This is a genomic window from Geminisphaera colitermitum TAV2, assembly GCF_000171235.2.
GTDB lineage: Bacteria > Verrucomicrobiota > Verrucomicrobiia > Opitutales > Opitutaceae > Geminisphaera > Geminisphaera colitermitum.
Map to the genome: position 1 here is coordinate 1 of NZ_ABEA03000068.1, position 6,165 is coordinate 6,165.

The 6,165-nt window shown below is 59.9% G+C and carries 5 protein-coding genes; 1 reads left to right on the plus strand and 4 read right to left on the minus strand.

The window, feature by feature from the left end:
* Positions 1–153: 153 nt before the first annotated feature.
* The 4 genes from OBACDRAFT_RS07385 to OBACDRAFT_RS07400 form a co-directional block, all read right to left on the minus strand.
* On the minus strand, positions 154–1,677 hold the full coding sequence (locus OBACDRAFT_RS07385; protein ID WP_081721880.1) for an autotransporter outer membrane beta-barrel domain-containing protein: 1,524 nt from the start codon (positions 1,675–1,677) through the stop codon (positions 154–156).
* Positions 1,678–2,112: 435 nt separating this feature from the next.
* Positions 2,113–3,048: a helix-turn-helix domain-containing protein gene (locus OBACDRAFT_RS07390; protein WP_043584262.1), complete on the minus strand. Its 936-nt coding sequence runs from the start codon at positions 3,046–3,048 to the stop codon at positions 2,113–2,115.
* 224 nt (positions 3,049–3,272) lie between these two features.
* Positions 3,273–4,373: an Ldh family oxidoreductase gene (locus tag OBACDRAFT_RS07395; protein WP_043584263.1), complete on the minus strand. Its 1,101-nt coding sequence runs from the start codon at positions 4,371–4,373 to the stop codon at positions 3,273–3,275.
* A gap of 90 nt (positions 4,374–4,463) precedes the next feature.
* Positions 4,464–5,420 carry a phosphoglycerate dehydrogenase gene (locus tag OBACDRAFT_RS07400; protein ID WP_043584264.1) on the minus strand — a complete coding sequence of 319 codons (957 nt, stop codon included), beginning with the start codon at positions 5,418–5,420 and terminating at the stop codon, positions 4,464–4,466.
* A gap of 165 nt (positions 5,421–5,585) precedes the next feature.
* On the opposite strand from OBACDRAFT_RS07400, the gene OBACDRAFT_RS07405 reads away from it, so the two are divergent.
* The coding region (locus tag OBACDRAFT_RS07405; RefSeq protein ID WP_043584265.1) for a transcription antitermination factor NusB at positions 5,586–6,165 on the plus strand (580 nt) is incomplete at its 3' end.

Here is a 6,165-nt window from a genome sequence, read left to right on the forward strand (position 1 = left end):
CGGACTTTGGCTGCGGTGTGGTTTGGTGGCTTGGTTTTCTTAACTTTTAGGGAGGGTCTAGAAATCATTTTTTAACCACGGAGTTCCACGGAGAAATGCAGCGGGGAATTTGTCTGGCTCCGTGTCCTCCGTGGTTTATTTTTGGAAGTCTCCTTAATTTTTAATTCGTTTGAGCGCGGCGAAGGCGAGGATGGCGAGGGCGGCGAACGCGGCAAGTGTCGCGGGTTCGGGGATGGCGGTGGTGGCAATGCCGAGGGCGGAGATTTTGGCGTCGGCGCTGAAGTCGGTGTTGAAGGTGGATAAATCCCAAGCGAGCCAAGCGGTGGTGTCCGTGGCGGTGGCGGTTTTGGCGATGCTGAGGTTATAGTCTCCGGATCCGGTGAGGGCGGTGGCGGCGATACCGTTGTCGGTGAACCAAGTGGCGAGGTCTTGCGCGGTTTTGCCGCTGGCACCGAAATCGGCGGTGAGGAAAAGGGTGATATTCTGGCCGGGTGTGAGTCCGGTGATTTCGACGTAGCCGCTGGTCGAGGCGGCAAAGGTGGTACTGGCAGGGGTACCGGTGTCGTTGGTGGCGATGGCGGCGTCAAGAGTGGTGCCTTTTTTGGCGGCGGCGTTGAGGGTAAGCACAAAGGCGTCGCGTGTGTTGCCAGCAAGCGTTTCGGTGGCGGTTGTCCAGAGAGCGGAGGAGGGGACGGTGGCGAAGGAGCCGGTGATTTCCCCGGTGTTTGCCTCGATGAGGGTAAAGCGGTTGGTCGTGGTCAGGGCCAAGCCGCCATTGAAGCCGGCAGTCAACGTGCCCGCGAGGGTGGCGGTTCCCGCGCCGGTGAGGTTGATCTTGCTGACGCCGCCGTCGTCGAGGGTGAAAGCGAAGGTGGAGAAATTGCGGATGTTATCATTGAGGGTGAGGTTGCCGGTGATGTTGATGGTGGCCTTCGAGCCGATGATTTCCGTGGTGGCATAGATGCGGCCAGTGCTGCCGGTGCCGCTAGCTGGGTAGGTGGACAGTCCGTGCGTGTAATCACCTATCACGTTGAGGGTGGCACCGTTGGTGATTTTTACGTTGGCCCTGTTGGTGGGTGTGCCGGTGCTGCCAGTGTAGCGGGCTCCGCCGACTTTGAGATTTTGACTGAGGGTGGCTGTGCCGCCGTTCAGATTGAAATACGAGTTGGAGCTGCTGGCGGTGTTAGCTCCCATGATGAAATCGTTTTTAACACTGAATGAGCCGCCGTTGAGGGTGTAGGTGCCGGTGCCACCGGTGTTGGAGCTGCCAGTGCCGCCGAGAATGAGAGCCCTGTCGAAGGAGACAGTGCCGGCGTTGTGGATGACGGTGCCGGTGCCGCCAGCGGCGGTGCCGATCTGGGAGTCGGCGGCAGTTCCCATGCCGAGGTTGGCTCCGGTGTTGATGGTGAGGGTGGCTGTCTTGCCTGCGCCATTTGCCCCTTGGACGAGGAGCAGGTATTGTGCGGTGAGCGGGGCGCTGTTGACGGTCACGTTGCCTTCCTGAATGATGGCATGGTTGGTCGTGTAGCCAGGGTTGCCAGCGGACCAGTTGGCGCTGGTGGACCAATTGCCGTCACTGCCATTCCAAGTGGTGGCGACGGCGTGGAGGTTGGCAGCGGCGAATGTCAACAGGGTGGGCAAGCAGCAGATTTGGAGGAGTGTTTTGCGGGTTTTCATGATGTTCGAGAATTGGATTGATTGGGCTGGCATGAACGCGGGCTGGGCTGGGTTGCTGGACAGACGGAGTAACGTATCCGTGCGGGTGTGTCACAAATCCCAACGCATACCATAACAGGCCAACGCATACCCGATCCGGTATGCGCGGGGGGGGGGGACGGGCGAGACAGAGGTCAGAGGTCAGAAGACACAAGATAGACTGCGGCAGCCACGAGGCGCGGAGTCTCTGGTCTCTGAGCGGGCGGGACGCCCGCGCCATAGCGTAGCGCAGGCATCCTGCCTGCAAGTCAGTCTATTGCGCGAAGCGCCGCCTTCCCAAATAACACAATCAGCAAAAAGCAGAAGAGATCACCGCGCTTCGCGCATCCTATGGATTGCAGGCGAGACGCCTGCGCTACGGGATGCACGTTGCGGGCGGGACGCCCGCGCCACTTTTTAGCGCAAGGCGTTTTCGCGGTATTTTTCGGGGGACAGGCCGGTGTGTTGTTTGAAGCAGCGGGAGAAGGAAAACGGGGTGCTGAAGCCGCAGGAAAATGCGAGTGCTTTTATGGATACGTCGGAGGCAATGAGCTGGTGGCAGGCTTGCTCAATGAGATGTCGGGAACGAAATGTATTCGGTGTGACACCACAGAGGCGGCGGAATTTTTTCCGATACGCTTGTTCGCTGAGTTTGAAGGCGCGTCCCTCGGCAACAAGATCAAGCGGGGTATCGGGCGACAGAGCGAGGAGTCGGGCGCGGGCTTCGTCGATCCAATGAAGATCGGATTTGGTGTGCGGCTCCTGCCAGGTGTCGCACATCTCGGCGAGGAGGTCGGTAAGGCGTCCGGCGTCGCGCAAAGTGAAATCCGTTCCGGATGGGCGCGCCGCAAGTGGCAACACCACGTCGTGAAATCGCTTCAGCCAGTAGTCCACGGGGAGGGGAAGATGTCGCACGGGGATTGCGGGATCAAGCAGACCGGTTCCCATCCATGCATCAAAAATGATGCCGGAAAACTCGACGTTGATTTCGTTCCAACGTTCGCCTTCGAGCGGTCCGTAGGCGTGGGGGATTCCGGGAAAAACGCAAAGCACATCGCCCGCCGCAACGGGCAGTTCCTCGCGGTGTCGGTCATCACGAAATATGCCGCGTCCTTTGGTCACGTAGATCAGCGAGTAACGCGAAAAGGCATCCAGTTGTCCTGCTTTCAATTCGCGTTGCTGCGCCCAGCTTTCGTGAATTTGCGTGCTGCGCGTGATGGCACCGGCTGGCGAGGGGTTGAGCGATTGCGCAATGAGCCAGTAGTCGCGGGTCTGGCCGGGAAGGAATCCGGTTTGGTGAATGTATTTGCCGCCGTGGGTCTGGCTCAGGGTTTTGAGGTCTTGCGAAAGCATAGCTGCGAATAATGGCAAAATTCCACAGGTCGCCTGCAACGCCAAATTACCGTGCGTCCGCGTGCTGATGAGTTGGGGACAGGGGTGGCGCGGGGGGGGGAACGGAGAACGGGGGCGGATCGGCTTAAATCGAGTTAAATCGACGTAGGTCGATTTAAGGGGGGGGACGATTTAGGCCGATGCTCGCCGATGCTAGGGGTCGCTTTCGCGGATGAAGGCGGTGTTCAGATTTCGACGGTCTTGAAGGCGTCGAGTTTCCAGAGCGGTTGCTTGGCTTCGGTAGCAAGTTCGTTGAACGCTTCGACTTCGGCTTTGCTGAAAAGGAGTCCGCCAGCGGCTGCGGTTTTCTTGGCGAAGTCGGCTTCGATCTGGCCGGGAAGGATGCACTTTTCGTTTCCGTGTCCGAGGATGTCGGCGAGGACGGCTTTGACGTTTTGCGCTTGGGTGCGGCCTTTGGCAAAGGCTCCGCCGCTCATGGCTTCGGGATGGATGATCTGGAAGAAGAATGCGCAGGTGCCTTTGTCGCCTTCGCTGACGTTGGTCCAGCGGTTGCGGATCGTGGGCAGGGAGCCGCCAATGAGGCCGCCAACGAGTTCGTTGATGAGCGAGAGGCCGTAGCCTTTGTGTGCGCCAAAGGGCATGAGCGACTTGGCTTTCGCGGGGTCGGTCGTCGGGTTGCCGTCGGCGTCAACAGCGGCGTTGGGGGGCAGTTGTTTGCCTTCGCGCAGGAGTTGTTGCACGCGGCCCATGGCAACAACAGAGGTGGCCCAGTCGATGACGATGGGATAACCAATGGCATCGGTCGTCGGGAATCCCCACGAATGCGGGTTGGTGCCGAGAGTGGGGAATTTGCCGCCAAAGGGAACGACTTCGGCGAGCGCCGCGGTGCAGTTGGTGTAGGCGATGTATCCGCGGCGGGCAGCTTCCATCACGTAACCGCCGCCCCAGAGGTAGTGAAAGGCGTTGTCAACAGACACGGTGCCGGTGCCGTATTGGTCGGCCAGGCGAATGGCTTCTTCAATAGCGCGGTAGGCGGTGGATTGGCCGAGCTTTTTGTTGGCGTTCCAGATTTTGGCGGCGGCGAAGCGGGATTTTTTCTCTTCGATTTGCGCGCCGGGGACGCAGCCTTTGCTGCCGGAGCCGAAGAGGTGGTCGAGGTGCAGGGCTTTGATGCCGTTGTGCGTGCGAATGCCGTGGCGGGTTGCCTCAGCGCAGAAGCGCGCGCCTTCAGCAGATTCGTCAGCGTGAAAGCCGCGGTGCATGTAGGCGGCTGCAACGAGGTCGTTGTGCTGTTTCTCGGGGACGATGTAGTAGGTTTCGGGCATGGTAAAAAATGGGTTTGGCGCGAGTTTGGTTTGATTCGATTTAAGTCGGTTTAACTCGAGCTAAGTCGGATTAAATCGAGTTGGGTCGAGTTAGAATTTGTTGGCCTGGTTGACGGTATTGCCTTCGAGGAAGGCCTTGTAATTGGAGACACAGCAACTGGCCTGGCGGACAACGCTTTCGTAAGTGCGCGAGCCGATGTGCGGGGTGATGATGCAGTTGGGTGCGTTGAGGAGCGGGTGGTCGGCAGGAGGCGGCTCGGCGTCAAGAACGTCGGCACCGTAGCCTCCGACTTGGCCCGACTTGAGCGCGGCCACCATGTCGGCAGTGTGAACGATTTCGCCGCGAGCGCAGTTGAGAATGAGGACGCCTTTTTTCATCGTGGCGATGGTCTTGGCGTTGATCATATCGCGCGTCTCGGGAGTGAGATTTGTGTGCAGCGAAATGTAGTCGGCGCTGGTGAAAATTTCTTCCTTCGTGGCAACGCGTTTGACGTTGTGCTGTTTGGCAAAGGCTTCGTCCCAGTAGATGTCGTAGGCGATGACTTCCATGCCGAAAGCGCGGGCGCGGATGGCAACTTCTTTGCCGATGCGTCCGAGGCCGACGATGCCAATGGTCTTGGCAAGGAGCTCGTGACCGGTCTTGCGTTTCCAACCACCGCTGCGCGTGGAGTCGGTGTGGAAGAGTATGTTTTTTTCGAGGGCGAGCAGGAGCAGAAAGGTGTGCTCGGCAACGGTCGTGTGGTTCACACCAGGGGTGAAGAGGACGGGGATTTTTTTCGAGGTGGCGTGGGCAACGTCGATTTTGTCGAGGCCGATGCCGTATTTGCTGATGACCTTGAGGCGGGGAAGCGATTTGTCGATGACAGCGGCGGTGATGGCGTCGTCGCCGCAGAGGAAGGCGTCGAATTGGCCGGCAAGCTCAAGCATGCGTGCCTCGGAAAGCGGGCCGCGTTCGCGGACGACTTCGACGTCGAGTTGGGCCAGCATGTCGTGGTGAACGCCGGGAGTGTCTTGGAAGGAGGTGGTGGTGAGAAGGACTCGTGTCATGATGTTGTTTGGCAGGGCAATTGGGTTCGATCACTGACGGGCGCTCATGCGGGGTCAAAAGGGGTGTGGCTGCAAACAGTTTCAGCATCCTGAGGGGGGGGGGGGGGAGGGGTTCGCGCTTGCCAGCAGGCGACGGACGCGGAGCGTGTGCCGATGGATGCACATGTGACAGCGACTCCCCAAGATAATGCTCCCGGCGATGCGTGGCTGGCAGCGGCACGATTGCTCGTGCGCTGGCTCGATGAACGGGCGCGCGTCGATGGGCTGCTCGCCGTTCTCCCCGCCAACCTAGGGCGCACTGGACGCGCACGTTGCCAGAATCTGGTGCTCGGCGCCTTGCGTCATCTCGGACGGATCGAGGGCATCATCACGCCGCTCATGAGCCGAATGCCGCGAGCGGAGGTGCAGGCAGTGTTTTTGCTGGCGGGCTACGAATTGATCGAAGGCGGCGGCGACGGTCATGTTGCCAAAGTTGCCCATCACGCCGTCGAGCAAACGAAGCGTCTGGCGAGTCAGGCCGAGGCGCGAATGGTCAACGCCATCGTGCGCAAACTCGCCTCCGCGCTCGCCGACGAACAGCCGCCCGGTCGGCTCGCAACAGCAGCCCGACTCGCCCAATATTACTCGCATCCGGCATGGATGGTGGAGCGTTGGCTCGCGCAGTTCGGCGCGGAATCCACACGCGCCTTGCTTGAGTGGAACCTGCGACCCGCATCCGTGTATGCACGTTTGCGATACACGCCTG